Below are 24,134 nucleotides of genomic sequence, written 5' to 3'. Positions count from 1 at the left end.
GATCCGGTCCTAGTGATGGTGGTCGTGATAGGCTGCCGCTTCATGCTCGTGCCCATGCTCGTGCTCGTCGCCGTCGTCGGCGCACTGGCCGAATTCCGGTTCCACGGTGGCATGGCTGATGCCGTGCTCGCTGGCAAGCCGCTTCTTGACGGCACTCACCGCCTGATGCGCATCGACGCCCTCGTCGAGACAGGCATGCAGCGTCGCCATGTTGCTGGTCCCGTCGAGCGACCAGACATGCATGTGGTGCACTTCGCGCACGCCCTGGATCGTCGCCTCGATATCCCTGGCGATCAGATCGCGGTCGAGGCTTGGCGGCACGCCCTCGAGCAGGACATGAGCGGCTTCTCGCATCAGCGACCACGCCGTGTACAGGATCAGCAGCGAGACCAGGACCGACAGGATCGGGTCGATCGGCGTCCAGCCCGTCGCCAGGATGACCAGCGCCGCCGCGATGGCCGCAGCCGAGCCGAGCAGGTCGCCAAGCACATGCAGGATGGCGCCGCGCATGTTCAGGCTCTCGCGGTCGCCGCCATGCAGCACGAAGAACGAGCCGATGTTGACCAGCAGGCCGAGGATCGCCACCGCCAGCATTGGCCCGCCAAGCACCGGTGCCGGCGCCTGCAGGCGCTCCCAGGCTTCGTAGACGATCCACAGGGCGATGACGAAGATGGCGATGCCGTTGGTATAGGCCACCAGCGTTTTGACCCGCCCGAAGCCATAGGTGAGACGAACGGTCGCCGGGCGGCCAGCCAGATGGAAGGCATACCAGGCAAGGCCGAGCGCGATCGAGTCGGCGAGCATGTGGCCGGCATCGGCCAGCAGCGCCAGCGATCCGGTGAGGATGCCGCCAAGCGCTTCGGCGACCATGAAGCCGCCGGTCAGGCAGGCTGCGATCAGAACGCGTTTCTTGTCGGTCGAGCCATGCACATGACCGGGGCTGTGATCATGCCCAGTGTGATCATGCCCGCTGTGATCGTTTGTATGTGCCAATGGCGAACTCCTAAGCGCCGAATTCCGCGCGACAATCCTCGAGCCGTCGCTTCTGCTGGCCGTCGCCATCGAAATTGGCCGGATCGAGCCACGCCTCATAGGCTTTGCTCAAGGCCGGCCACTCCTTGTCGATGATCGAATACCACGCGGTATCGCGGTTTTCACCCTTGACGATCAGATGCTGGCGGAAAATGCCCTCGAACTTGAAGCCGAACCGTTCGGCCGCCCGCTTCGACGGCTCGTTGCGGTTGTTGCACTTCCATTCGTAGCGGCGGTAGCCGAGTTCGTCGAAGATGTATTTCATGAACAGGAACTGCGCTTCGGTTGCTCCCGGCTTGCGCGAGATGAGCGGTCCCCAATAGATGTTGCCGATCTCGATGACGCCGTAAGCCGGATCGATGCGCATCAGCGTCTGGCGTCCGGCGACCTTGCCGCTGGCTTTGTCGATGACGGTGAAGAACAGCGGATCCTCGCTGGCCTCGACCTTGTCCAGCCATGGCTGGAAGGCGGCGCGGGTCTCCGGCGGATAATCGGGCAACCAGGCGAAGCGGCCGTCGATGTCGGACACGGAGGATGCTTCATAGAGGCCGTCGCCGTGTTTTGCAGCACTCAGCGGCTCAAGCCGGACAGTGCTTCCGTCGATGGTCTTGCGTTCGGGCCGCGGGCGCGGTTGCCAATCCCTGAGATTTTCCGACACCGAAAGCTCCAATCCGTTTGACTTTTGCCAGCCGAAGCTCACAAAAACGCGACCCAACAGCAAGAACCACACGGACGGGAAAAATGCTCCACACGATTTCGGCCTTCGACCGCCTTGGCGAGGAAAACGCCTTTGCCGTGCTCGCGAGGGCCACAGCACTTGCCCAACAAGGCCGCGACATCGTCAATCTCGGCATCGGCCAGCCCGACTTCAAGACGCCGCAGCACATCGTCGAGGCGGCGATCAAGGCGCTGCGCGACGGCCATCACGGCTACACGCCGGCCAATGGCTTGCTGGCGACGCGCGAGGCGGTGGTGCGGCGCACGCTGACCACCACCGGTGTCGAAGTATCGCCCGAAACGGTGATGATCCTGCCCGGCGGCAAGCCGACCATGTTCGCGGCGATCCTGATGTTCGGCGAACCTGGCGCCGAAATCCTCTATCCCGATCCAGGCTTCCCCATCTATCGCTCGATGATCGAATTCACGGGTGCGGCGCCTATTCCGGTGCCGATGCGCGAGGAGAACGGCTTTGCCTTCTCGGCCGAGGAGACGCTGGCGCTGATCACCTCGAAGACCAGGCTGCTGATCCTCAACTCGCCGGCCAATCCGACCGGCGGCGTCACGCCGCGTGCCGAGATCGAGAAACTGGTCAAGGGGTTGGAGGCGCATCCGCACGTCGCCATCCTCTCCGACGAGATCTACGACGTCATGACCTATGATGGCGAGACGCATTGCTCGCTGCTCGGCTTTCCCGAGATCCGCGACCGGCTGATCGTGCTCAATGGCTGGTCGAAAACCTGGGCGATGACCGGCTGGCGCATGGGTTGGTCGATCTGGCCGAATGGCGACAAGGGCGCCCATCTCTACGACAAGGTGCGCAAGCTGGCTGTCAACTGCTGGTCCTGCGTCAACGCGCCGAGCCAATTCGCCGGCATCGCGGCAATCGACGGCCCGCAGGACGATGTCGCCAATATGATGCGCGCCTTCGACCGCCGCCGGAAGATCGTCGTCGAGGGACTGAACGCCCTGCCTGACATTTCCTGCATCACGCCCAAGGGCGCGTTCTACGCTTTCCCCAACGTCTCGAAGACCGGCTGGAAGGCCAAGAAGCTCGCCTCGGCGCTGCTCGACGAGGCCGGCGTGGCGCTGATCGGCGGTCCCGATTTCGGCATTCTCGGCGAAGGCTATATCAGGCTCTCCTATGCCAATTCCGAGGAGAACATCTTGCGGGCGCTGGAACGGATCGGGGCCTTCCTGGCGAAGTAAGCTTGAAAGCGGCCGCTGTCCTCTTCCGGACAATTTGCGGCTGTGGCATCACGGTGTCATGAGCCGTCCGGAGGCGCGCGGCCAAGACTGGGCGTGCATGTCGAGAACGGCTACGGTCCTCGGATCAGGATCGAAGTGGGGTGACATCGGATGTTCTATGCAATCCTTGCCTATCATGTGGAAGACGCAATCAAAGCGCTGACGCCGCAGGAAGATACGGCGCTGATGGCTGACTTGCTCAAGATCCATGAAGGGCTCTATGCCGACGGCAGCCTTGGCCCGTCGGCGCGGCTTGACGCGACACAATCGGCCTGCACCTTGCGCGACGGCATGATCGTCGACGGCCCCTTCGCCGAAACCAAGGAACAGCTTCTCGGCCTCTATGTCGTCGACTGCCCGACGCGGGACGATGCCATCGCTATCGCGCGCGACTTTCGTCGCGTCAATACGACCGCCGTCTACGAGATCCGTCCTATCGCGCTCTATCTGCCCGGCGCAGAGCTACCGGGAGAATAACTACCCACGCCCGACAAACGGCATCTTGGTCGCCATGACGGTCATGAACAGCACGTTGGCCTCGAGCGGCAGGCTGGCCATGTGGACGACGGCGTCGGCGACGCGCTGAACATCCATCACCGCTTCGGCTGATATCGAGCCGTTGGCCTGCGGCACGCCGACCGTCATCGGCTGCGCCATATCGGTCAGCGCATTGCCGATATCGATCTGGCCGCAGGCGATGTCATAGGGCCGGCCGTCGAGCGCCAGCGTCTTGGTCAGCCCGGTGATGGCATGCTTGGTCGCCGTGTAGGGCACCGAGCCCGGGCGCGGCGCATAGGCCGACACCGAACCGTTGTTGATGATGCGGCCACCCATCGGCTTCTGCTTGCGCATGGCGCCAAAGGCGGCACGGGCACACAGGAACGAACCGGTGAGATTGACGCCGACGATATCGTTCCACACTTCGACCGGTATCTCGTCGATCGGCGCCGATTTGTAGCCCATGCCGGCATTGTTGAAGAGCAGGTCGACACGGCCGAAGGCCGCCGCCACGGTCTCGAACAGATCGTCGACCTCGCCTGCCTTGCTGATATCGCAGGCTACCGCCAAGGCCTTGGCGTCGGTGCGGCCGGCCTCGGCGACCGCAGCGTCCAGCACCGACTTGCGGCGCCCGCAAAATACCGTGTTCCAGCCGTTCTTGAGCAGCGCCGTGGCGACGCTCTTGCCGATGCCCGTGCCGGCCCCGGTGACGATGGCGGTTCTTTGCTCGGTCATGGCTGTTGTCCTCCGGCAGAGCTGCGCTTGCTCGACTGATTTTCGGGTTTTGGCTCGAAAAAGGAAGGCATCGCAAATGACGGCGGCGATGGCAAGCGTGTCCATCCGATCGGGCCGACAAAAAGGGCGGCCATTGGCGACCGCCCCTGATCTGAACCGGGCTTGGGAGGAGGAAAAGCCGATCCGACTGTGTTGAATGATGCGCTTGCTGGGTTAACGAGAGGTTAACCCGGAAAGTGCCTCCTGTGCCGTTTTGGCCTACCAGCGCGGATTGGGTGATGTCCCTGCCTTGGCCGGCACCTTGGCCGCCGAAACCGTTGCCTCGACATGGTCGACCAGCGCGTCCGGCAGGCCGAGCCGGCCTGCAAGCAGGTCGAGATAGCCACGCTCGGCGCGGGTGTCGGGATCGATGGTCAGGCGCGATGCCGTGTAGAGTTCGAGCTTCTGCGCGTCGGTCTTGGCGCCGCCACCAGCGTGTCGAGGTCGAGCGGGCTTGCCAGCTCCGCCATCAGGAACTTTTCGGCATCGGAGTCTATGCCGGCCAGGCTGAGCTTGCCGGCGATCTTCTGGCGCTCTTCATCGTCGATATGGCCATCGGCCTTCGCCGCCGAGATCATCGCCCGTATCAGGGTCAGCGTGAATTCGTCCTCGCCTTGCGGCGCCTGCGACGGGTGGAAGGCGGTGTCCTTGGGCGGCGGCAGCAATTCCGGTTCGCCGGCCGCCGGTGCTTCGGCGGGTGCGTTGCCGGCCTTGTAGTTCTGGTAGGCCTTGTAGGCGAGACCGCCGATGGCAGCCAGTCCGCCAAGCTTCACCGCGGCGCCCGTTACGTTACGACCGGCACCAGTTCCAAGTAGCACGGCGGCCAGTGCGCCGGCGGCCAGCGGATTGTCCTTGGCCATCTGCACGGCCTGCCCCGCCTTGTCGCGAACGGTGCCGCTGGTGCCGGGGATTTGCGAGCCGAGCAGATCGTCGAGAAGCTTCTTGGGATCGAACATTCAGTGCCTCCAGGATTTGCCCGGCCGAACGGGCAGGTTTCGAACGTCGAAGACGTAAGTCCCGAAACTTGACATTGCAATGACGGCGGCCGCTTTGCAGCAGCTCGATGCCTGGATCAGGAGCCGATATGCGGCTCTCTGCCCCGCGCCTGCGCAAGCTCGACCTGGCGCTGGCGCTCGGCATAACGCTGGCGGTCCTCGTCCGAACGCGCATCGAAGCAATGGGGGCAGGAAATACCGGCGGCGAATTTGGGCGACGTCAGGTCGCCCGGCGTCAGCGGGCGGCGGCAGGCCCGGCACAGTTCCGCTTCGCCCTCGGCGAGGCCGTGCGACACCGAAACCCGCTCGTCGAAGACGAAGCACTCGCCTTGCCAGAGGCTCTGTTCAGCCGGAACCTCTTCAAGGTATTTGAGGATGCCGCCCTTGAGATGAAAGACATCCTCGAAGCCGAGCGATTTGACATAGGCGGTTGCCTTTTCGCAGCGTATGCCGCCGGTGCAGAACATCGCCACCTTGCGGCCTTCGAACTCCCCCCGGTGCGCCTCCACCCAGGCCGGGAACTCGCGAAAGCTTGCGGTGGCCGGGTCGATCGCACCCCTGAATGTGCCGATCGACACCTCGTAGGCGTTGCGCGTGTCGATGATGACAGTGCTGGGCTGCGAAATCAGCGCGTTCCAGTCGGCCGGCGCGACATAGGTGCCGGCACTTTTCGAAGGATCGATGTCGTCGACACCCATGGTAACGATCTCGCGCTTCAGCCGCACCTTCATGCGGTGGAACGGCATGTCCGCGGCTGCGCTGTACTTGACCTCGAGGCCAGCCAGCCCTTCGATGGCTTCAAGGTACAGGATCAGTTCGGCAATTGCCGTCTCGCTGCCGGCGACGGTGCCGTTGATGCCTTCATGCGCCAGAAGCAGCGTGCCCTTGATGCCGCGCCCGCAGCAGAAGGCGGCGAGCGGCGCGCGCAGTTCTTCGAAAGCGTCGAGCCGGGCAAACCGGTAGAGCGCTGCGACGCGGAAGGGTGGAAGTGATGTCATTGCCGAAGCCACTAAACGCTCACGAAAGCCGATTCAAGGCAGAGCAAGCATCCTGTTCGGAGGTCACTGGCGCAAATCTGCACCATAGGCGAATTTGTACCATAGCTGAGATCAGGGAGTCAAGAAAAAATTCCTATCCTGGAAAACTGTCGGCACAAAACTGCCGACACCGCCGAGCTGGCAGCCGCCTTTGTGAGCTAAGCCTGGCGAGCATGGGCGACGCGTGACATCGCGACACGGCCGGTTTCGTGGACAGGAAAACGGCCTTCTGCTAACCGGTTGAATTGTCCCACGCCACGGAGAGACACATGCCTAGCAAGACCGAAAAACTCCTGTCGCTCCTCAACGGCCAGCCCGTCATCCCGGTGCTGAAGATCTCTGATGTCGCCAATGCGGTGCCGCTGGCACGCGCGCTGGCACGCGGCGGCCTGCCGGCTATCGAGATCACGCTGAGGACCGCCGACGCACTGGAAGCGATCCGACGGGTGGCCGGTGAAGTCGAGGACGCCATCGTCGGCGCCGGCACCATCCTCGATGCGGGCCAGTTCGAAGAGGCAGCCGCCGCAGGCTCTCGGTTCATCGTCAGCCCCGGCATCACCCGCGAGCTTCTGGCGGCAGCCGCCGGCAGCGATGTTCCGCTGCTGCCCGGCGCCATCACACCCGGCGAGATCATGGCCGCGCGGGAAGCCGGCTTGCGCTTCCTGAAATTCTTCCCGGCCGAGCAGTCGGGCGGCATCGCTTCGCTGAAGGCCTTCGCCTCACCGCTCGCCGATGTGAAATTCTGCCCGACCGGCGGCATCTCGGCCAAGAACGCGGCTGACTATCTAAGCCTGCCCAACGTGGTCTGCGTCGGCGGTTCCTGGGTGGCGCCCGACGACCTCGTCAAGGCCGGCAAGTGGGACGAGATCGAAGCCCTGGCGCGCGCGGCGAGCAAGCTTGCGAAATAAGGCTTCGGCCACGGCACGAAAAAACCCGGCCGACTCGCGTCGACCGGGTTTGCCAAATCGGCTCCGAACCGGATCAGCTACAGACCCGAACCTTTTCAACCACCCTGTGGTGATGCTTCCAGCTTGTGACCACCTTGGTCCGGCAATGCTTCTTCATGTGCATATGGTCATGAGTCTTGACGGCAGTGGTCTCGGCCTGCGTAGGGGCGATGGCCGCCGAAGCGGTTGCCAATGCGATGACCGATGCCAATAGGATGTTCTTCATGGATCTCCCCGGGTTTGAACGAACCTATATTAACCCGGGGAATAGGCCGACCGTTCCGGCTTCACGAGAAGTTCAGCCGCGCGTGACCGTGCAGGCTGGCCCGGTTCGCTGAACAGCAAAAAGCCGCGCTGGTTGCCCGGCGCGGCTTTGTCGATTGATTTGCCGTCACTTGGTCTGGAAGCGGGCCACCGACATGAACTTGACGGCGTTGCCGGTGAAGCGATTGGCATCGGCCACCTGGCTGCTCGGCTGGAAGCCGGCCGTGTAGACCTCGCTCGGCGGCGTGTGCACGATGCTGTAGGCGTAGCCCGGCGCCGTCGTCGCGCTTGAAACGGTGGCGACATGCTCGCCGCTGGTCAATGCCCAGCGGGCGGCCTGCGGTGCGGCTGCAACCACCATGGCCTTGGGGCCTGGCTTCAGGTCGCGGGCGGTGGCTCTCGATTCCTTGCGGGTCGTCTTGACGCCGGCGCCGATCGCGGCGGCCGGATCGGAACCGGCCGGACGGGCAACGACAGCATCGCGCGGCGATGCGGCGTTGGTGCCCGGATCGTTGAACGCCGAACGCGGCTCGGATCCGGACAAGGAAGCAAGCTGGTAATCGGCCGCACCGACCTGTGCATTGGCCTCGTCGAGCACGGCCTTGACCGCATCCGGCCTGGCCATCTCGGGCCGCGCCGTCGGCAGCACCGAGAACGCATCGGTCGCGGTCTTGCCTTGATCAGCCGTCTCGGCCAGCGCCATCAGCACATCCTTGCTGGGCGGCGCAGCCAGAGCGGCCGGCAGCGAATTGTCGGGACGCCATGTCGGCAACGGTATGTTGTTGACCGCGATCTGGGCCGGATTAGCCGAAGCCGTTGCATCGGCCAAGCCGAAAGGAACGCTCGCCGGCGCATGCGCGGTCGCCACGGCCTGCTCGGTGGTGGCTGTCGCCTCCGCCATCGCAAAAGGAACGTTCTCAGGCTGCTGAGCGCCGACATCGGCTTTCGGCCGCGGTGCGAAATCCGGCAGCGGAATGCTTCGGGCCGGCAATGCCGCGATGATCGTCTCCGGCGTGTCCTCTTCCGGCTCCGGAGCCTGCTGCTCGGTCACCTGCGGAATCTCGGCGCGCCGCGCATTCTCCGGCGCCACGATGGCAATGCCCGGGAGGTTGCTGGTCTTGGCTGCTGCTGCCGGCTTCAGGTTTCTCGCCTTGGGCGGGGGGGCGGCCGAAGCGGTCTGGACATCGGCGCTGTCGTCGGCCTCGTCGTCGCCGCCGCCGCCAAAGAAAGCCGACAGGAAGCCACCTGACTTCTTGCTGCTGCCGCCAGCACTGGCCATCTCGATGGCCGGCGAGCCTGAACCCTTGCGCGCCTTGTAGGAGGCGAGCGCCTGCTCAAAGCCGGGCAGCGGCCTGCCGTCGCTCGGCACATGCAGCGTCTTGCCATTGGGGAACAGGCTGACCAGTTCCTGCCGGCTGATACCCGGCCAATGGCGCACATTGCCGACATCCATGTGGACGAACGGCGAACCGGATGACGGATAGTAGCCGACGCCGCCGCCCTGCATCTTGAGACCGATGTTGCGCAGCTTCTTCAGCGGCACGCCGGGGATGTAAAAATCCATCGCCTTGCCGAGCATGTGCTGGCTCTTCTCGGCGACGCCCCTGCTGCGGCCGCGCAGCATCGAGTTCGTCGACGGCGAGCGATAGCCGCAGATGACCTGGATGTAGTCCGTGGCACCTGCTTCCCGATACGCTTCCCAGACCAGATCCAGCAGACGCGGATCCATCTTGGTCGGCTCGTTGCGACGCCAGTCGCGCAAAATGATGTTGATCTTCCTGAGACCCTCGGGAACGTAGCGGCCGTTGCGCTTGTAGACGATCTCGGCCTTCTCATGGGTGTGGAGATGATAAAGCTTCAGCGACCGTGTTTCGGCGCTGGCTCCGCTCGCAGCCGCGGCAACAAAACCAAAAGCGACAACCAACACTGCCAGCCACTTCGGCCAGACGCTCAAATGATGGTGCCGCCTGTTTGTGTGTCGTTCGATTCTGTTCAAATCAAAAGGCCTTGCAGGCTGCCGTTTGTCCCCGGATTTGTCCAAACGGATGTGGCATTAGCACACCCGAATATCGATCCTAATGGTTAATCATCGCTTATTGAAGCCGAAATGCGGTAACACCGTGGCGATATCCCGTCAAAAATTGTTCACAAGGTTTCTTGGTAAACCGCTGGTTTAGATCAGATTTTCGCCTTCGCCCCGAACACGATCTGTTACCGTTAGCCTTAATGCGTGAACAGAGCTGTCCATGACACAGCCACAATGCCGCTGAAACGGCGATACAAGGGCTGTTATAGCATTGCAAGCTGGCGCCGGCCTTGTGGCAAAGCCGGATTCCGGGCCGAAGCTCAGCCTGGCATCGCCCTAAGAAGCGAGTCGGTCCACGCGGCCTGTCTCCGGATCGATGCCGTGTTCCTTGAGCTTGCGATAGAGCGTCGAGCGACCGATCCCGAGTCGGCGGGCGACTTCGCTCATCTGTCCGTTGTAGTGATCGATGGCAAGCTTGATCATCTCGAGTTCGACATCGGCAAGTGCCCGCACATTGCCGCGCTCGTCGAGCGCCCGCAACGTGCCGAAGCGAGGCTGCAGCCTTGCCGGCGGATCGAACGCGATTGCTGGGCCGCCCTCGCCGGGCAAGGCTTCGTCATCGCGCCCCTCCAAAGACAGGGACGGCGACGGCGCGTCGCCGTCCATATCCAGGTTGACGGTGCCTTCCACTTGCGCCCGTATCTGCGGGAAGTCCTCGGCGGAAAGCACATCGCCTTCGCAAAGCACGGAGGCCCGGAAGACGGCATTTTCGAGCTGCCGGATGTTTCCGGGCCAGTCATAGGCCTGCAGCACGGCGAGCGCTGCCGCCGAAATACCTTGCAGGCGACGGTGCGGGTCGGCCGGCGCCACCTTCTCCATGAAATGGGTGACCAGATACGGGATGTCGTCGCGGCGGTCGCGCAGCGGCGGCACGAAGATCGGATAGACGTTCAGCCGATAGAACAGATCCTCGCGGAACTTGCCGTCCTTGACCTGCTGCAGGAGGTTGCGGTGCGTCGCCGAAATCAGCCTGATGTCGACCCTGACGGTCGAGCGGCCGCCGACCGGGTCGACCTCGCCGTCCTGGACCGCGCGCAACAGCTTGACCTGCACGTCGAGCGGCAGGTCGCCGATCTCGTCGAGGAACAGTGTGCCCGAATGCGCTTCGACGAACTTGCCCGTGTGCTTGTCGGTGGCGCCGGTGAACGAGCCCTTCTCATGGCCGAACAGGATCGATTCGACCAGATTGTCGGGGATGGCGCCGCAATTGACCGTGACGAAGGGTTTCGAACGGCGGTCGCCACTGCCCTGGATGGCGCGCGCCACCAGTTCCTTGCCGACGCCGGACTCGCCTTCGATCAGGATCGGGATGTTGGATGCCGCCGCTTTCTGGCCAAGGCGGATCACCCTGTCCATGGCCGGGCTGTGCGTGATCATGTCCTTGAAGGTCAGGAGGCCGCCGCGCCGGCGCGACGTGCGTTTGACCTCGCCCTCGACGGCCTCGACCTTGAGCGCATTGCCGATCGACGCCTGCAGCCTGTCGGGAGACGCCGGCTTGACGACGAAATCGAAGGCGCCATGACGCATCGCCGAAACCACGGTCTCGATGCCGCCCTGCGCGGTCTGCACGATGGCCGGCACGTTGATGTCGCGCTCGCGCATCGCCTTCAGCACGCCGATACCATCGAGACCGGGCATGACCAGATCGAGGATAACCACCGACACCTCGCGGGCGCCGGGTCCATCGAGGATATCGAGAGCGGCCGCGCCGCCGTCGACAACGATTGCGCTGTAGCCGAACCGCGTCACCGCCGCTTCGAGCAGCCGGCGTTGCACCGGATCGTCATCGACTATGAGTATGGAACCTGTCATGACTGATACGACTATGCCCGCCCGAGGAATCCTGCCCTGTGGACCATCTTGGCACAGGGTTCTAAATAAGGTTTCAAAAAACCCGGTGAATGAATTCCTTAGGATTTGACCGGCTTCTCGTTTCTCCTTGAACCTTGGCCACGGAAGGTGTCGGCAATGCATAAGGATTCTGGCAACATGGTCTCTGCTCGGCGGCTTGCGGCGCCGGCGTCCGGTCAGGGCGCGGCCGAGCTGGGCGACCTGCCGGAATGGAACCTTGCCGACCTCTATGCCGGCATGGACGCGCCAGAACTGAAGCGCGACATCGCCAAGGCCGCCACTGATGCGACCAGCTTCGAGAACCGCTGGAAAGGCACGCTGGCCGCCGAGGCCGAGCGCGGCAGCGCCGGCAGGTTGGGCGAGGCGCTTGTCGCCTACGAGGCGCTGGAGGAACTGATCGGCCGCATCGTCTCCTATGCGGGTCTGGTTTATGCCGGAAACACCGCTGATCCCCAGCGCGCCAAGCTCTATGGCGACGTCCAGGAGAAGATGACCGACGCCAGCGCGCACCTTCTGTTCTTCGCGCTCGAACTCAACCTGATCGACGATGCGTCGATCGAAGGCGCGCTCGTCGGCGATCCCGCCTTCGGTCACTACCGGCCGTGGGTGCTCGATCTGCGCAAGGACAAGCCCTACCAGCTCGAGGACCGCGTCGAGCAGCTCTTCCACGAAAAGTCGATCACCGGACGCGGCGCCTGGAACCGCCTGTTCGACGAGACGATGACCGACCTTCGCTTCGACATCGACGGCGAGGAACTGACGCTGGAGCCGGCGCTGAACCGTTTGCAGGACGCCGACGGCGGGGTGCGCCGCCGGGCGTCCGAGGCGCTGGCCACGACCTTCCGCAAAAATTTGCGCACCTTCACGCTGATTACCAACACGCTGGCCAAGGACAAGGAAATATCCGACCGCTGGCGCGGCTTCGAGGACATCGCCGATTCTCGCCATCTCGCCAACCGCGTCGAGCGCAGCGTGGTGGACGCCCTGGCTTCCGCCGTTCGCGATGCCTATCCGCGCCTGTCGCACCGCTATTACGCGATGAAGGCACGCTGGCTGGGCATGGAGGTGATGAACCACTGGGACCGCAACGCGCCGTTGCCGGATACGCCCCAGGCGATCATCGGCTGGGACGAGGCCAGGAACACGGTGCTGTCCGCCTATCAGCGCTTTTCGCCCGACATGGCCGAGATCGCGCGAACCTTCTTCGACCGCAACTGGATCGACGCGCCGGTGCGGCCCGGCAAGTCGCCTGGCGCCTTCGCGCATCCGACCGTGCCGTCGGCGCATCCCTATGTCCTGCTCAACTACATGGGCAAGCCGCGCGATGTGATGACGCTGGCGCACGAGCTTGGCCATGGGGTGCATCAGGTGCTGGCCGGCGGCCAGGGCGCACTGATGGCCTCGACGCCGCTGACGCTGGCCGAGACGGCATCGGTCTTCGGCGAGATGCTGACCTTCCGCTCGCTGCTCGACCAGACCACCGACCGGCGCGAGCGCAAGGCCATGCTCGCCCAGAAGGTCGAGGACATGATCAACACGGTCGTGCGCCAGATCGCCTTCTATGAATTCGAGCGCAAGGTGCATGCCGAACGCAAGAACGGCGAACTGACCTCCGACAGGCTCGGTCAGTTCTGGCTCGAAGTGCAGGCCGAAAGTCTGGGTCCCGCCATCAAACTGCGCGAAGGCTACGAGGTGTTCTGGACCTACATCCCGCACTTCATCCATTCGCCCTTCTATGTCTATGCCTATGCTTTCGGTGACTGCCTGGTGAACTCGCTCTACGCGGTCTACCAGAACGCCGAGCGCGGCTTTCAGGACAAGTATTTCGAGATGCTGCGCGCCGGGGGCACCAAACATCATTCCGAGCTTCTGGCGCCCTTCGGGCTCGACGCCACCGATCCCGCCTTCTGGCAGATCGGACTTGGCGTCATCAGTGGCCTGATCGACGAGCTGGAGGCGCTCGACGCTTGAACCGCGTCCCTCAGGCGTCGCTCTGACAGTTTAGCCGGAATGCATGTTGGAACAGCTCTACTATCGCCCTAAATATCTGTTCTTGAAGTACTCTCCACCGAAGTTTTCCGATAGCTTTCCACAAGCTCTATGATAGCCTTCGCTCCAAGCTCAGCCGGAGCGCATGCGGATCGGCGAGGAGAAATCTCAGCCAACCGTGGCGCTCAGGCGAACGCGACAACGGCCGTTGGCCATGGGCAAGCAAAGCCGATCGCCGCAGCTCGAACCGAAGCCGGCTGTTCTGCTTACCGCGGAACCACCAAGAGTAGTCCTTCGCCGAAGGTCATGACCCACGGCAGACGGATCTGACTGGAGAGAGACAATGGGCACTTTTTTCTACGTGGTCCTGGCGTTCCTGATAGGCGTGTTGGTCGGTTGGTTCCTTTGGGGGCGCCTGCGCGGTGAACTCGACAGCTTGCGCGGCGACCTCGACCGTACACGCAGCGAACGCGACAGGCTTCGCACCGACAGCGACCGCCTGACCGGCGAACTCGATGCATGCGGCAAGACCCGCGCCGACCTCGAGCGCCGGCTGCGCGACGCGCCGGCCGCGCCTGCCGCCGGAAGCAGCGCGGCAAAGCCGGCAAGCCAGGCGCCGGCGGCCCTGATGTCGACCCCCGCGCCGGCCAAATCCTCCGCCACAAAGCCCGCGCCGGTTAAACCGGCCGCCGCTGCGAAAGCGGTCTCTGCCAAGCCGGTCTCTGCCAAGGCGGTCTCTGCCAAGGCGGCGGCGAAACCCGCCGCCACCAAAGCCTCGGCTCCAGCCAAATCCGCGACGAGCAAGCCTGCAACAACAGCCAAGCCAGCAGCCGGCCCAGCATCCAGCAAGCCCGACAATCTGCGCCGGCTGATCGGTATCGGTCCGGTCAACGAGAAGCTGCTCAAGGCGCAAGGCGTCACCAGCTTCGCCCAGATCGCGTCCTGGACAGCCGCCGATGTCAAACGGATCGAGGACGTCATGAATTTCGACGGCCGCATCGCGCGCGAACGCTGGATCGAGCAGGCCAAGCTGCTCGCAGCCGGCAACGAGAAGGAATTCGCCAAGCAGTTTCCAACAGCCGGAACCTCCAGCAACAGCTGATCGCCAGGCGAGACCTGAAGATTGCAAGCGGCGGCGCCATATCGGCGCCGCCGTTTGCTCTAGGTTCCTGAGTTGGCCCAAAGGTCGGCTTTGAGAGGCAGCGTGCCGTTCCCTCGATTGCGCGCGGGCGGCACCCCATATAGAGCGGTTGATGCTTCATTGACCGCAGCATTCGGTGCCCATGTCCCTGCCCGCCGCAATTTTTCGCAATGACAAAAGCGCGCGCCAGCTCGTTTTCGACCGGCCGGCCGATATCATCGTGGCGCACGAAGCAGAGGATTTCGGGCCGGCTCTGGAAGCAGCACAAGCCGCGCATGATGCAGGCAAATGGCTTGCCGGCTATTTCTCGTATGAGGCGGGCTACCTGCTCGAACCCAAGCTCGTTCCCCTGCTGCCGAACGGACGCCGCTCCCCGCTCGTGTGCCTTGGGGTTTTCGATGCCCCGGCCGAAGAGGCGGTGCCGCCGCGCGACACCACAGCCACCAATGGCCCGATCTTCGACGCCCGTGCGACGTGGTCGCCCGAGGACTATGAAAAACGCTTCTCGCAGCTGCACCAGCACATCCGGCAAGGTGATTGCTACCAGGGCAATTTGACCTTTCCCGTGCATGCGCAATGGTCAGGCGAGCCGCTGGCCGCCTTCAATGCATTGACGGAACGTCAACCGGTGAAATATGGCGCGCTGATCGCGCTCGGTGAACCCATCGTGCTGTCGCGCTCGCCTGAACTGTTCTTCGAGATCGACGCCGAGGGCATGATCGAGACGCATCCGATGAAGGGAACGGCACCGCGCGGCGCCACCAAAGCCGAGGACGAACGGCAGAAGATCTTCCTGCGCAATGACGAGAAGAACCAGGCCGAAAACCGGATGATCGTCGATCTTCTGCGCAACGATATCTCGCTGATCAGCGAGGTCGGCACGCTAGACGTGCCGGCGCTGTTCCGCATCGAGACCTACCCGACCGTGCATCAGATGGTAAGCGACGTCAGGGCCAAACTGCTGCCGGGTCTCTCTATCCGCCAGATTTTCGCGGCGCTGTTTCCTTGCGGTTCGATTACCGGCGCGCCTAAGATCCGTGCCATGGAGATCCTGCGCGATCTGGAAGGCACGCCCCGCGATGCCTATTGCGGCGCCATAGGCTGGATCGCGCCCGGCGGCCCGATGCGCTTTTCGGTGGCGATCCGCACCATCTCGCTCTTTTCGGGCGGCAAGGCCGTCTACAATGTCGGAGGCGGCGTCGTCTTCGATTCGACGGCGCAGGAGGAGTATCAGGAGTGTCTGCTGAAAGCGCGCTTCGCGACGGGAACACCGCCGACTTTCAGTTGATCGAGACCATGCGCTGGGAACCCGGCCCGGGCTTCCTGCGCTTCGATCGTCATCTTGCGCGCCTCTACGGCTCGGCGGCGGAGCTCGGCTTCCGCTGTGATCCAGGCACGGTCGGCGAGGCGCTGAGCAGCGCGGTCGGCGGTTCCGGCGTTGCCATGCGCACGCGGCTCGTCCTGTCGCACGATGGTGAGGTGGCGGCCTCGGCGCAGCCTTATGAACCGCTCGCCGCCGACAAGGTCTGGACGCTGCGGCTGGCGCGGACGAGGCTCGATTCGAACGACACGCTGCTGCGCCACAAGACCAGCCGACGACAGCTCTACACGCATGCCCGCGCCGAATATCTCGTCACCCAGGCCGACGAGGTGCTTATGGCCAACGAGCGCGGCGAGATCTGTGAAGGCACGATCACCAATGTCTTTGCCGATCTCGGCGACGGCGTGCTGGCCACACCCCGGCTCGACTGCGGCCTGCTGCCTGGTGTATTGCGCGCGCAGCTTCTGGATGAAGGCCGCGCCCGTGAAGCCGTCTACAGCTACAGCGACCTGAAGTCGGCCAAAGCACTTTTTGTCGGCAATTCGCTGCGCGGACTAATCCCTGCGAGACTGATCTGAAGCATGACCTCTTTGCCCACCCACACGCCCTATGACGGCTCGTCGAAACTCTTCAGCATCGGGCTGAAGCCGCTCGATCCGGCGGACTGGATCGAGATCGACGACCATCTGGTGCCGTATCTCGCCGAGAAGTACCGGCTCTATGCCGAAATCCCCGAGCGGGTTTTTGTCGAGGAGGACGGCACGCGGGACGCTCAGCAGGAGGTGCTCGACTTGCTCAGTGCGCATCTGTTGGACAGGTTTCCAGAAATCTATCGGTGCATCGGATCAGGCGTCGAGGTGGTGGGCGCGGCGCGCCGTCTGCCTGCTTCCCTCGCCGAGGCTCCGCTGGCCAAGGCCTCACAGCTCATCCAGGAGGACCTGATCCTGATGCGCCGCGGCGACAATGGCTGGCGTCTCGTTGCCGGCTCGCTGTGCTTTCCCTCGTCCTGGTCGCTCCTGGAAAAATTCGGCAAGCCGCTGCACGACATCCACGCGCCAGTGCCGGGTTTCGGCCCGGGCACGCGTCCGGCAGAACTCATCAACCGGATGTTCGATGGCCTCCAGGGGCAGGCCGTCGAGCGCTACAACTGGTCGATCCAGGCCGACAACGCGCTCTACCATCCGCTTTCCGACCTGCAGCGCATCGACCGCGCCACCAACAGGCCGTCGCGCTTCCCCGATGGCGACATCGACGCCCATGCCTTCATCCGCGTCGAGCGGCAAACCCTGCGCAAACTGCCTGTTTCACGCGATATCCTGTTCACCATCCGCATCCATCTCGACCCGCTCGCCGTGCTGGCCAGGCACCCTGATCGGGCGAAGCTCGCGGCGTCTTTCGCCGCCCAGCTCAAGGCGCTCGATCTCGCGCAGCTCGACTACAAGGGCCTGACATCAGACCGCGATCGGCTAGTCGACCGGCTCGGGGCGCTGGCGCTGTCCTAAATCGCGGCTAGGCCCAGCAGCAGGATCGCGGACATCGCGCTAAAGACGGTGACGTTGACATCCCACCGCCAACCCGCCGGTCCGAACGGCGGTCGGAATGGCAGATAGCCGTTCTCGTCGTAGAGCACGCCGCCATAAATCGGTCGTGAGAGCATTGCCACGAAGAACGCTCCGTACATAGCGACGCCCAATCCCCCTGCGAGATAGAGCCGCTCGGCTTCGAGTGGCCCCTCGATCCAGATAAGCCCCAGCGCAATCAGCGCAACTCCGGTGTAGCTCAGCACCTGCCAAACGACGTGAAACCGGGCGTGCGGGGTCCACAGCGGATTGGTGGCGTGGGTGGCGTTGAGGTCGGCTTTGATCGTCACCACACCGTAGCCCACGGTCGCGACGCTCAACAGAATTCGGGCAAGCAGATGACTGTCGTAAGCGAGTTCCATCGCACTTTCCTCCTCCATTAGGGAATGACAGGCACTTCAGCAGATCGGAGTCCGGCCGCACGCGGTCGGCCGGGCCAAGACGCGGCAGTGTCACGCCACCGCAACGGATTGAATGGCACCTTGGGCACAGAAGAGCTGCCCATCGGCCAGACGCGCATAATTATGGACGATCCCGTTTTCATGATCCTGCAACTGCACGATGAAGTTGCCGCTCTGCTCCGTCCAGCTCATGAGAACGAGGTTCGGGCGTACGCTGGTCATGTCGATCTTGACCATCTCGTCAATTTCGGTGGCACCGATCGACGCCTGCACATGCAATTCCTCCGGCGAGAAAAACGTCAGCCGGGGTACGAACGGGCCGAAAACGCAGTCGAAAGACTTACCGACAAGCGAGGCTGGAAAAACATTGGTTTCTGCCATGACTCTCTCCTTGGGCATGGCCGCCGCTGTGACCAAGCCTTTTGACAATCTCCGTTGTTTCAGACGCGAAATATAGCAGATATGTTTATTTGGAGCGCTCCAAGTGATACGATCCCCCTTTTTCACTTTCGAGTCAACGAAATTCTTGGAGCGCTCCAAAAAATGGTCTAACTGAAGGGAAATGGGTGAATCACAATGCCAACGCTAGCCGATGTGGGCAAGGCTGCCGGTGTCTCCCGGGGCACTGTTTCCAACGTCTTCAACCGGCCGGAACTGGTCAGGCCTGAATTGCGCCAACGTGTTGAAGCGGCCGCGAGAGCGCTCGGATTTGGCGGCCCCGACCCGAAAGGACGATTGCTGCGGGATGGCAAGTTCAATGCCATCGGGTTCATGCCACCTGGCGCCTACGCCATCGCCGAGGTGATGAGAAGCCCCTATGGCCGCGAGTTGGTGCTGGGCGTTTCGCTCGCCTGCGACGAGGCCGGAACGACGCTCAGCCTTGTAAACGGCACCGACAATACCCGCTTCGCCAGCATCCGCGAGGCCCTCGTTGACGGCTTCATCCTTGGTCACAGCGGGGACATCGGTCTCATAACATCGGCACAACGACGGCGCCTGCCCTTCGTCATTCTCGAAAATGACGCAGGTCCCGACATCAATTCGATAAAGATCGACGGCAGAAGTGGCGCGGTCGCCGCCGTCCGGCATCTGACCGGGTTAGGGCACCGGCATTTTGCCATCCTTTCCATACGGAGGACTCCAGGCCCTCCGATCGTGCACATGCCCGGACAGGCAGAGCGCCCGCTTCTAGCCGGCTTCTCACTCGACGACGAAAGGCTCGACGGTTTCAAACAGGGTTTGGCGGAGGCGAACTTGTCGATCGACGATGTTCCGATCATCGAGACGACGCCGGGCGATCCATCTGCTGGGGCGGTGGTATTCGACAATGTGCCCGAAGCAACCGCAATCCTGACCATGTCGGATTGGCAAGCGATCACAATACTCGACGAGGCGGTTCGTCGTGGCATAGAGGTGCCGCGCCATGTGTCGGTTATCGGCTTCGATGGCACTGCCGAATCCGCACGCACCACGCCTCCGTTGACGACTGTCGCGCAAGACGTGATCGGAAAAGGCAGGCTCGCCGCCCGCATGGTTCTTGACAATCAACCGCCCCGCCAAGTCGTTCTGCCCGTGGAACTGGTGGTTCGGGCGTCCACAGCCGCGCCGAGGGCAAAAATCCGTTAAACCGGTGCGCTTGGCGAATGGGCAAGCTCAGGCTCGGATAGAGCCACTCATCCACGGTTTCGGCCTTAACCACGTAGCCAACGCAGCGTAGCCGCTGGTTGGCGCTTTTCGCTGGTTTGTGACAATGATCTATGATGTAGCGCATGGCCGCCGGGCAGAAATTCCCGGTTTTGCGCGTGTTTTCCCAGTTTCCTGGGTTTTGAAGGAGTGCTCGATAAAATGGCGAATGAAAACTGGCCCGTTTACGGTGAGATCAGCGGCCCCGTCGTGATGATCGGCTTCGGCTCGATCGGCCGGGGAACGCTGCCGCTGATCGAACGCCATTTCAAGTTCGACAAGTCGCGCATGACGGTCATCGACCCGCGCGACACCGACCGCAAGCTGCTCGACGAGCGCGGCATCGCCTTCGTCCAGGAAGCGGTGACCGAGAAGAACTACAAGAAGCTCTTGACCCCGCTTCTGACCAATGGCGGCGGCCAGGGCTTTTGCATCAACCTGTCGGTCGATACCGGCTCGGTGGATCTGATGCGGCTCTGCCGCAAGCTTGGTGTGCTCTACATCGACACCGTCGTCGAGCCGTGGCTCGGCTTCTATTTCGACGCCAAGGCGGACAACGCCAGCCGCACCAATTACGCGCTGCGAGAGTCGCTGCTCAAGGAAAAGCACGACAAGCCCGGCGGCGCTACGGCGGTCTCCACCTGCGGCGCCAATCCAGGCATGGTCTCGTGGTTCGTCAAGCAGGCGTTGGTCAATCTCGCCACCGATCTTGGCCTGGAATTCTCGGAGCCCGCGCAGAACGACCGCGAGGGCTGGGCCAAGCTGATGAAGAAGGCCGGCGTCAAGGGCATCCACATCGCCGAACGCGACACCCAGCGCACCAAGAAGCCGAAGCCGATGAATGTGTTCTGGAACACCTGGTCGGTCGAAGGCTTCATCTCCGAGGGCCTGCAGCCTGCCGAACTCGGCTGGGGCACGCATGAGACGTGGATGCCGAAGAACGCCAAGAAGCACAAGCAAGGCTCGAAGGCCGCCATCTATCTGGAGCAGCCGGGCGCCAACACGCGCGTGCGCTCGTGGTGCCCGACGCCCGGCGCGCAATACGGCCTGCTGGTGACGCACAATGAGGCGATCTCGATCGCCGATTTCTTCACCGTGCGTTCGAAGAAGGGCAAGGTGCATTACCGCCCGACCTGCCACTATGCCTACCATCCCTGCAACGACGCGATGCTGTCGCTTGACGAGATGTTCGGCGCCGCCGGCAAGCCTCAGCCGGTGCATCATGTGCTCGACGAGAACGAGTTGATCGACGGCGTCGACGAACTCGGCGTGCTGCTCTACGGCCACGACAAGAATGCCTACTGGTACGGCTCGCAGCTGTCGCTCGCCGAGGCCCGCAAGCTGGCGCCCTATCAGAACGCCACCGGCATGCAGGTCACCTCGGCAGTGCTCTCGGGCATGGTCTGGGCGCTGGAAAACCCCGAGGCTGGCATCGTCGAAGCCGACGAGATGGACTACAGGCGGTGCCTGGAAGTGCAGTCCCAGTATCTCGGACCGGTCAAGGGCTACTACACCGACTGGACGCCGCTCGATAACCGTCCCGGCCTGTTCCCGGAAGACCTCGACCGCAACGACCCGTGGCAGTTCCGCAACATCCTTGTGCGATAGCAGCACCGCCTACCTGCCTCACTGCCTTGCAATCGCCCGGAAATCGGGCGATTGAAGGGATGCGGACCACAGCGATACGTGTTCATCTGGACGCACGTCGCTCTGGAAACTTGGATGCACGCCTCGTGCCTGTCGAAAATCGATTCCGATTTTCGGGCCGATGCGAGAGGAGAGGATTTTCACATGATCATTGCGCGCAAAATTCTTTCGATGAGCGTGGCGGGTGCCATTGCGACGATGCTCGCCGCCTGTGCGACCAGCGGCCCCGATGAACCGCCGATGGCAGCGGCGCCGAAAGGCGTCGAGGGCTCGTGGATCGACGCCAAGGGCACCGGCCTGTCGACCTTTGCCGGCGGTACCTTCACGACCGTGGCCACCGACACCGGCCAGAAGCTTGCCGACGGCAGCTACACGATGACCGGCGCCACGTCGGTGCAGATCAACGGCACCTCGCTGATCCGCCAGACCGCGGTCAGCTTCAACTGCCTGATGGTGTCGACAAGCCAGCTCAACTGCACCAGCTCCAGCGGTCAGAATTTCGTGCTGACAAGGCGCGTCTGAACCCACGACTATTGGTTTTCCAAGGACGGCGGCCGGTTGGCCGCCGTCCTTTTTTATGCCGGCAAAGGGTTCCGGATTCCGCTTGCGTCATCCGGAACGCGATGGGAACATGGCCGAAGCGCCGGCTGTTATGTTCCAGTCAAGCAACGGCGCTAATGGCCTCTGATCAGCTTTCCGGGAGACGAAGATGAAGAAGCTTGCCGCCATTGCAGCCCTGTCAGCCTCAGTACTCGGCCTGTCGGCCGGCGCGTCCTTTGCCGACTACACGCTGAACATCCTGCATATCAACGACTGGCACAGCCGCATCGAAGGCAACAACAAGTATGAATCGACCTGCTCGGCGGACGAGGAGACCAAGGGCGAGTGCATCGGTGGCGCGGGCCGGCTGATCACCGCGATCGCCCAGGAGCGCAAGAAGCTGGAAGGCCAGAACGTGCTGCTGCTCAGCGCCGGGGACAATTTCCAGGGATCGCTGTTCTACACGACCTACAAGGGCAAGGTCGAAGGCGAATTCCTCAACGACATGAAGTTCGATGCCATGGCCCTCGGCAACCATGAATTCGACGACGGCGAGGCGGCCCTGGCGCCGTTCCTCGACATGATCAAGTTCCCGGTGCTGGGCGCCAATGTGAAGGCCAACGCGCAATCCAAGCTCGGCGACCGCGTCAAGCCATCGATCGTCGTCGAGGTCGACGGCCAGAAGATCGGCATCATCGGCGCGATCACCAACGACACGCCGGACCTCGCCTCCCCCGGACCCAACGTCGCAATAGAGGACGACGTCAAGTCGATCACCGCCGAAGTCGAAAAGCTCAAGGGCGAAGGCGTCAACAAGATCATCGCCGTGACCCATATCGGCTACAGGCGCGAGCGCGACGTGATTGCCAAGATCCCGGGCGTCGATGTCGTCGTCGGCGGCCACAGCCATTCCCTGCTGTCGAACACCGATCCGAAGGCGGAAGGCCCTTACCCGACGATGGTCGACAATCCGGACGGCTACAAGGTGCCGGTGGTGCAGGCGGCGTCCTACTCGAAATATCTCGGCGAGTTCAAGGTGGTGTTCGACGACAATGGCGTCGTCAAATCGGCCAGCGGCGACCCGATCTATCTCGACAAGTCGATCACCCCCGACCCGGCCGTGCTCGCCCGTATCAAGGAGCTTGGAGCGCCGATCGAGGCGTTGAAGAACAAGGAAGTGGCGGAAACCACCGACGTCATCGACGGCAGTCGTGAGAGCTGCCGCACCCGTGAATGCGCGATGGGCAATCTCGTCTCCGACGCCATCCTCGACCGCGTCAAGGGACAGGGCGTCGAGATCGTCATCTCCAATGGCGGCGGCCTGCGCGCCTCGATCGACAAGGGCACCGTCACCATGGGCGAGGTGCTGACCGTGCTGCCGTTCCAGAACACGCTGGCGACCTTCCAGATTTCCGGCAAGGACCTGGTGGCTGGCCTCGAGGGCGGCCTCAGCCAGGTCGAGGACGGCGCCGGGCGCTTCCCGCAGGTCGCCGGCCTGAAATATTCCTTCGACAAATCCGTCGCGCCCAATGCCGGCCGCGTCAAGTCGGTGGAAGTCATGGAAGGCGGCGCCTGGACGCCGATCAAGCCGGACAAGGACTATCTGGTCGCAACCAACAACTATGTCCGCCAGGGCGGCGACGGCTACAAGGTCTTCGCCGACAAGGCCAAGAATGCCTACGATTACGGCCCCGGCCTCGAACAGGTGGTTGCCGACTATCTCGGTGCCCACCGACCCTACACGCCGGAGCTCGACGGCCGCATCACCGAAATAGCCGCGACCGTCGCTGCGGCGCCTGCGGCCCCGGCAACCGATCCGGCTGAAGCCGCCAAGCCTGCTGAAGCGGCACCTGCAATGCCTGAATTGCCGGCCAACTCGGGCGATATCGCCAACACACCACCGGCCGTATCGACCGAGGGAGCGCCTCCCCCACCAGCGCCACCAGCCGCGCCGGCACCGGCCGAGCCGGCAAAGCCGGCCGACGCGGCGCCGGCCGAAGCCAGCCATGTCATCGTTGCCGGCGACACCTATTGGGATCTGGCCAAGAAGGCCTATGGCGACGGCGCCAAATGGAAGGTCATTTCGGGCGCCAACAAGGGCTATGAGCCGCGCCGGCTTCCGGTCGGCGCAACGCTGACCATCCCGCCGAAATAGCCTCGCTTAGATGCCTGAATGACGCCGCCCCCCCGAAAACCGGACGGGCGTCCTGTTTTCGGGCTAATGCATGTCGCCCAAAAGTGAACTCGGTTTTGGGAGAACGACATGCATAAAAACAAAGACTTAAAGCGGGTCGTCTGAATCCATTCAGACAATCCGCTTTAAGGTGCGGCCAGACGCTGCATTGAATGCGCGCGCAAGATGGTTAGGTTCGCGTCTTCCGGA

General features: G+C 63.1%; 21 protein-coding genes and 1 pseudogene. 12 read left to right on the top strand and 10 right to left on the bottom strand.

Annotated elements, in window-relative coordinates; genetic code table 11:
• Positions 1-9: 9 nt before the first annotated feature.
• Positions 10-993 carry a cation diffusion facilitator family transporter gene (locus NKH97_RS25765; RefSeq protein WP_352799060.1) on the bottom strand — a complete coding sequence of 328 codons (984 nt, stop codon included), beginning with the start codon at positions 991-993 and terminating at the stop codon, positions 10-12.
• Positions 994-1,003: 10 nt separating this feature from the next.
• A complete protein-coding gene (locus NKH97_RS25760; RefSeq protein WP_352799059.1) occupies positions 1,004-1,690 on the bottom strand; it encodes a GNAT family N-acetyltransferase in 687 nt (228 codons plus the stop codon).
• Positions 1,691-1,773: 83 nt separating this feature from the next.
• On the opposite strand from NKH97_RS25760, the gene NKH97_RS25755 reads away from it, so the two are divergent.
• Together NKH97_RS25755 and NKH97_RS25750 are read left to right on the top strand one after the other, a co-directional pair.
• Positions 1,774-2,958, top strand: coding sequence for a pyridoxal phosphate-dependent aminotransferase (locus tag NKH97_RS25755; RefSeq protein ID WP_352799058.1), 1,185 nt, complete (start codon positions 1,774-1,776; stop codon positions 2,956-2,958).
• Between the two features lie 150 nt (positions 2,959-3,108).
• A complete protein-coding gene (locus NKH97_RS25750; RefSeq protein WP_352677079.1) occupies positions 3,109-3,474 on the top strand; it encodes a YciI family protein in 366 nt (121 codons plus the stop codon).
• Here NKH97_RS25750 and NKH97_RS25745 read toward each other — a convergent pair whose 3' ends face one another.
• From NKH97_RS25745 to trhO, 3 genes and pseudogenes are all read right to left on the bottom strand, one after another.
• The gene (locus NKH97_RS25745; RefSeq protein ID WP_023810046.1) at positions 3,475-4,230 is read right to left on the bottom strand and encodes an SDR family oxidoreductase; all 756 of its coding nucleotides are present in this window, start codon (positions 4,228-4,230) and stop codon (positions 3,475-3,477) included. It lies immediately after the preceding gene.
• Between the two features lie 258 nt (positions 4,231-4,488).
• Positions 4,489-5,225, bottom strand: a pseudogene (locus NKH97_RS25740) (tellurite resistance TerB family protein).
• A 116-nt stretch (positions 5,226-5,341) separates the two neighbouring features.
• Positions 5,342-6,262, bottom strand: coding sequence for an oxygen-dependent tRNA uridine(34) hydroxylase TrhO (gene trhO / locus NKH97_RS25735; protein ID WP_128303106.1), 921 nt, complete (start codon positions 6,260-6,262; stop codon positions 5,342-5,344).
• A 308-nt stretch (positions 6,263-6,570) separates the two neighbouring features.
• On the opposite strand from trhO, the gene NKH97_RS25730 reads away from it, so the two are divergent.
• Positions 6,571-7,209, top strand: coding sequence for a 2-dehydro-3-deoxy-phosphogluconate aldolase (locus tag NKH97_RS25730; protein WP_128303107.1), 639 nt, complete (start codon positions 6,571-6,573; stop codon positions 7,207-7,209).
• A 73-nt stretch (positions 7,210-7,282) separates the two neighbouring features.
• Here NKH97_RS25730 and NKH97_RS25725 read toward each other — a convergent pair whose 3' ends face one another.
• From NKH97_RS25725 to NKH97_RS25715, 3 genes are all read right to left on the bottom strand, one after another.
• Positions 7,283-7,474, bottom strand: a complete 192-nt coding sequence (locus tag NKH97_RS25725) for a hypothetical protein (RefSeq protein WP_352799057.1) — start codon at positions 7,472-7,474, stop codon at positions 7,283-7,285.
• A 165-nt stretch (positions 7,475-7,639) separates the two neighbouring features.
• Entirely contained in the window at positions 7,640-9,466 is a 1,827-nt protein-coding gene (locus NKH97_RS25720; RefSeq protein WP_128303108.1) for a peptidoglycan L,D-endopeptidase MepK, read from the bottom strand.
• A gap of 408 nt (positions 9,467-9,874) precedes the next feature.
• Positions 9,875-11,410, bottom strand: a complete 1,536-nt coding sequence (locus NKH97_RS25715) for a sigma-54-dependent transcriptional regulator (RefSeq protein WP_352799056.1) — start codon at positions 11,408-11,410, stop codon at positions 9,875-9,877.
• Positions 11,411-11,587: 177 nt separating this feature from the next.
• Between NKH97_RS25715 and NKH97_RS25710 the strand changes: the two genes are divergently transcribed.
• The 5 genes from NKH97_RS25710 to NKH97_RS25690 all read left to right on the top strand — a co-directional run bounded on the left by NKH97_RS25710 (position 11,588) and on the right by NKH97_RS25690 (position 17,402).
• Positions 11,588-13,420 carry a M3 family oligoendopeptidase gene (locus NKH97_RS25710; RefSeq protein ID WP_127290769.1) on the top strand — a complete coding sequence of 611 codons (1,833 nt, stop codon included), beginning with the start codon at positions 11,588-11,590 and terminating at the stop codon, positions 13,418-13,420.
• Between the two features lie 361 nt (positions 13,421-13,781).
• The gene (locus tag NKH97_RS25705; RefSeq protein WP_352799055.1) at positions 13,782-14,540 is read left to right on the top strand and encodes a helix-hairpin-helix domain-containing protein; all 759 of its coding nucleotides are present in this window, start codon (positions 13,782-13,784) and stop codon (positions 14,538-14,540) included.
• A gap of 181 nt (positions 14,541-14,721) precedes the next feature.
• The gene (locus NKH97_RS25700; protein WP_352799054.1) at positions 14,722-15,867 is read left to right on the top strand and encodes an aminodeoxychorismate synthase component I; all 1,146 of its coding nucleotides are present in this window, start codon (positions 14,722-14,724) and stop codon (positions 15,865-15,867) included.
• Positions 15,816-16,478, top strand: coding sequence for an aminotransferase class IV family protein (locus NKH97_RS25695; protein WP_352799053.1), 663 nt, complete (start codon positions 15,816-15,818; stop codon positions 16,476-16,478). Before NKH97_RS25700 ends, NKH97_RS25695 begins: the two co-directional genes overlap by 52 nt.
• A gap of 3 nt (positions 16,479-16,481) precedes the next feature.
• Positions 16,482-17,402 carry a heme-dependent oxidative N-demethylase family protein gene (locus tag NKH97_RS25690; protein WP_352799052.1) on the top strand — a complete coding sequence of 307 codons (921 nt, stop codon included), beginning with the start codon at positions 16,482-16,484 and terminating at the stop codon, positions 17,400-17,402.
• Here NKH97_RS25690 and NKH97_RS25685 read toward each other — a convergent pair.
• Both NKH97_RS25685 and NKH97_RS25680 read right to left on the bottom strand, forming a co-directional pair.
• Complete coding sequence (locus NKH97_RS25685; RefSeq protein WP_031212814.1) at positions 17,399-17,842, bottom strand: hypothetical protein; 444 nt, start codon at positions 17,840-17,842, stop codon at positions 17,399-17,401. The genes NKH97_RS25690 and NKH97_RS25685 overlap by 4 nt on opposite strands.
• Before the next feature lie 90 nt (positions 17,843-17,932).
• The gene (locus NKH97_RS25680) at positions 17,933-18,262 is read right to left on the bottom strand and encodes a MoaF-related domain-containing protein (RefSeq protein ID WP_023810059.1); all 330 of its coding nucleotides are present in this window, start codon (positions 18,260-18,262) and stop codon (positions 17,933-17,935) included.
• Positions 18,263-18,475: 213 nt separating this feature from the next.
• Between NKH97_RS25680 and NKH97_RS25675 the strand changes: the two genes are divergently transcribed.
• From NKH97_RS25675 to NKH97_RS25660, 4 genes are all read left to right on the top strand, one after another.
• Positions 18,476-19,507, top strand: a complete 1,032-nt coding sequence (locus NKH97_RS25675) for a LacI family DNA-binding transcriptional regulator (RefSeq protein WP_164892874.1) — start codon at positions 18,476-18,478, stop codon at positions 19,505-19,507.
• Between the two features lie 219 nt (positions 19,508-19,726).
• The gene (locus NKH97_RS25670) at positions 19,727-21,172 is read left to right on the top strand and encodes a homospermidine synthase (RefSeq protein WP_352799051.1); all 1,446 of its coding nucleotides are present in this window, start codon (positions 19,727-19,729) and stop codon (positions 21,170-21,172) included.
• Positions 21,173-21,355: 183 nt separating this feature from the next.
• Positions 21,356-21,733 carry an outer membrane lipoprotein Omp10 gene (gene omp10, locus NKH97_RS25665; RefSeq protein ID WP_127259982.1) on the top strand — a complete coding sequence of 126 codons (378 nt, stop codon included), beginning with the start codon at positions 21,356-21,358 and terminating at the stop codon, positions 21,731-21,733.
• A gap of 187 nt (positions 21,734-21,920) precedes the next feature.
• The gene (locus tag NKH97_RS25660; protein ID WP_352799050.1) at positions 21,921-23,906 is read left to right on the top strand and encodes a 5'-nucleotidase C-terminal domain-containing protein; all 1,986 of its coding nucleotides are present in this window, start codon (positions 21,921-21,923) and stop codon (positions 23,904-23,906) included.
• Positions 23,907-24,134: the final 228 nt, after the last annotated feature.

Source organism: Mesorhizobium sp. M0870 (assembly GCF_040319775.1).
GTDB lineage: Bacteria > Pseudomonadota > Alphaproteobacteria > Rhizobiales > Rhizobiaceae > Mesorhizobium.
The sequence above is the reverse complement of the archived record's forward strand: the minus strand, read 5'-3'. Positions and strand labels throughout refer to the sequence as shown.

What these genes read in the sequence shown, in the direction of transcription:
- NKH97_RS25750 (WP_352677079.1), top strand. Translation starts at nt 3,109, where the DNA reads ATGTTCTATGCAATCCTTGCCTATCATGTGGAAGACGCAATCAAAGCG.
- NKH97_RS25730 (WP_128303107.1), top strand. Translation starts at nt 6,571, where the DNA reads ATGCCTAGCAAGACCGAAAAACTCCTGTCGCTCCTCAACGGCCAGCCC.
- NKH97_RS25745 (WP_023810046.1), bottom strand. Translation starts at nt 4,230, where the DNA reads ATGACCGAGCAAAGAACCGCCATCGTCACCGGGGCCGGCACGGGCATC.
- NKH97_RS25710 (WP_127290769.1), top strand. Translation starts at nt 11,588, where the DNA reads ATGGTCTCTGCTCGGCGGCTTGCGGCGCCGGCGTCCGGTCAGGGCGCG.
- NKH97_RS25670 (WP_352799051.1), top strand. Translation starts at nt 19,727, where the DNA reads ATGGCGAATGAAAACTGGCCCGTTTACGGTGAGATCAGCGGCCCCGTC.
- trhO (WP_128303106.1), bottom strand. Translation starts at nt 6,262, where the DNA reads ATGACATCACTTCCACCCTTCCGCGTCGCAGCGCTCTACCGGTTTGCC.
- NKH97_RS25680 (WP_023810059.1), bottom strand. Translation starts at nt 18,262, where the DNA reads ATGGCAGAAACCAATGTTTTTCCAGCCTCGCTTGTCGGTAAGTCTTTC.
- omp10 (WP_127259982.1), top strand. Translation starts at nt 21,356, where the DNA reads ATGATCATTGCGCGCAAAATTCTTTCGATGAGCGTGGCGGGTGCCATT.
- NKH97_RS25725 (WP_352799057.1), bottom strand. Translation starts at nt 7,474, where the DNA reads ATGAAGAACATCCTATTGGCATCGGTCATCGCATTGGCAACCGCTTCG.
- NKH97_RS25660 (WP_352799050.1), top strand. Translation starts at nt 21,921, where the DNA reads ATGAAGAAGCTTGCCGCCATTGCAGCCCTGTCAGCCTCAGTACTCGGC.
- NKH97_RS25755 (WP_352799058.1), top strand. Translation starts at nt 1,774, where the DNA reads ATGCTCCACACGATTTCGGCCTTCGACCGCCTTGGCGAGGAAAACGCC.
- NKH97_RS25705 (WP_352799055.1), top strand. Translation starts at nt 13,782, where the DNA reads ATGGGCACTTTTTTCTACGTGGTCCTGGCGTTCCTGATAGGCGTGTTG.
- NKH97_RS25690 (WP_352799052.1), top strand. Translation starts at nt 16,482, where the DNA reads ATGACCTCTTTGCCCACCCACACGCCCTATGACGGCTCGTCGAAACTC.
- NKH97_RS25685 (WP_031212814.1), bottom strand. Translation starts at nt 17,842, where the DNA reads ATGGAACTCGCTTACGACAGTCATCTGCTTGCCCGAATTCTGTTGAGC.
- NKH97_RS25715 (WP_352799056.1), bottom strand. Translation starts at nt 11,410, where the DNA reads ATGACAGGTTCCATACTCATAGTCGATGACGATCCGGTGCAACGCCGG.
- NKH97_RS25700 (WP_352799054.1), top strand. Translation starts at nt 14,722, where the DNA reads ATGTCCCTGCCCGCCGCAATTTTTCGCAATGACAAAAGCGCGCGCCAG.